Annotated in this window: 2 protein-coding genes; both read left to right on the forward strand. The window is 54.3% G+C overall.

The window, feature by feature from the left end:
• On the forward strand, nucleotides 1–1451 hold a 1451-nt coding region (locus COY37_RS07720; protein ID WP_286977082.1), incomplete at its 5' end, for a hydrogenase large subunit.
• A gap of 9 nt (nucleotides 1452–1460) precedes the next feature.
• The coding region (locus COY37_RS07725) for a 4Fe-4S dicluster domain-containing protein (RefSeq protein WP_286977084.1) at nucleotides 1461–1972 on the forward strand (512 nt) is incomplete at its 3' end.

A 1972-nucleotide genomic window follows, 5' to 3' on the forward strand; every position in this document is an offset into this window, starting at 1 on the left:
TCGTGGACGAGTTGCACGGCACGCTTCAATTCATATTTGCAGTAGACGAACGGTCGCATAACAATGGTTTTTCACTGCATCACATCTTCGGTATCCCGTCAAAACACTGTCTGTTACACCTAAAAAGCGTGATCCCGGCCGATGCCCCCGAGTTCCCATCGCTCGCGCTACAGCTTCCGGCCATGAACTGGCACGAGCGAAAGATCGCCGATATGCTCGGCCTCACACCTGTCGGGCACCCCGACCCCAGGCGCTTGGTGCTCCATGAGGACTGGCCGCAGGGGGTCTATCCGTGGCGAGATGATTTCGATAGCAAGCAAAAGGTACCCCGCGTAAAGGGCACGTATGAGTTTCACAGGATAGAAGGCGAGGGAGTCTTTGAAATCGCCGTCGGCCCGGTGCACGCGGGCATTATCGAGCCCGGGCATTTTCGGTTCAGTTCGGTAGGCGAGAAAATCCTTTACCTGGAACTTCGTTTGTTCTATAAGCACCGTGGCATAGAGCGGTTCATGCGGGGCAGGTCTCTTCTCGAAGGGGCACTCGTGGCAGAACGCGTTTCCGGTGACGAGACAGTTGCAAACTCGGTTGCCTATAGCCAGGCGATTGAGCGAATCTTTAAAGTGGCGATACCCGAGCGCGCGCAACGATTGCGTGCGGTGTTTTTAGAGCTGGAGCGCATGCATTGCCACCTTGCCGATATCGGCGGCGCAGCAACGGACATAGCTTTTTCGATTGGCGCGGCAAAAGCCGCTCTATTACGTGAAAAAGTGATGAGTCTCTGTGAAATGGTATCCGGCAGTCGATTCTTACGGGGAATGATCGCACCGGGAGGCCTTCGAAGGGATATCGATAATGAGGTAATCCACCGCATATCGAGCTTTATAGAGATAGCGTTGTGTGATGTAAAGGAGCTTGAAGCGACCACGTTTAGCCGAAGCTCGGTAATCGACCGGTTCATGAAAACAGGTGTGCTGAGTACAGAGCATGCACTCAATCTCGGGGTTGTCGGCCCGGTTGCCCGGGCAAGCGGCATTGCGGTTGATACGCGAACCGATTATCCCTATGGCTTTTATGCAATGCATCCGCTCGATATCATTACCCGATTTGACGGGGACGTCGCCGCCCGGGTCAGGTTGAAGTTTGACGAGGTGCGGCAGTCTCTCGGCATAATCGAGGCCGCCCTTGGGGCTATTAAGAGCGGCGCTGTGCGCACAGGCGATTTTGCGGTGTCTTCTCGCGGCCAGGCACTGGGCTGGGTAGAAGCCCCGAGGGGCATGACGCTTTGCTGGGTCGAGATCGATGACGAAGCAAAAATCGCTAATTGTCGCTTAAGAACGCCATCTTTTAATAACTGGCCGGCCTTGCCGTATGCGCTTCACGGCAATATCGTGCCCGATTTTCCACTTGTTAACAAGAGCTTTAACTTATCATATGCCGGGAACGATCTTTAGGAGGAAGTTTTGCGAAGGATAAGCTGCAAGCGCATCTGCAGACCAAAGGTAACGATAAAAGATATAGACGCGCAACGGTCTTCTAATTCGGGCCGTTGGATGCCTGTGCCGGACGGCCTGGTCTGTTCGGGCTGCACGGCGTGCGTTAAGATTTGCCCAACGGGCGCGATTACGTTGAAAAACGACCGGCAATTAGTGTTTAAATACGATGCCTGCATAGCATGTCGGGCTTGTGTGGATGCGTGCGCACCCGGCGCGCTTGTCATGGGACCGGGGATCGACGGCGCTACTTCGAGGGGCGCGCTCACACACACATTCTCCATTAATAAGCTCTCGCCAAATTTACCGGAAAAACCACAGACCAAGGACGCTGTAATCCCTGAAAAAATTAAGATATTTGCCAGGTCGATGCATGTGCGGGAGGTCGATTGCGGCAGCTGCAACGCTTGTGAGCTAGAGATCGCCGCTATAAGCAACCCGGTGTATGATGCGGAGCGCTTCGGTATTCACATCGTTGCCTC

The organism is Candidatus Aquicultor secundus (assembly GCF_002791875.1).
Classification (GTDB): domain Bacteria; phylum Actinomycetota; class Aquicultoria; order Aquicultorales; family Aquicultoraceae; genus Aquicultor_A; species Aquicultor_A secundus.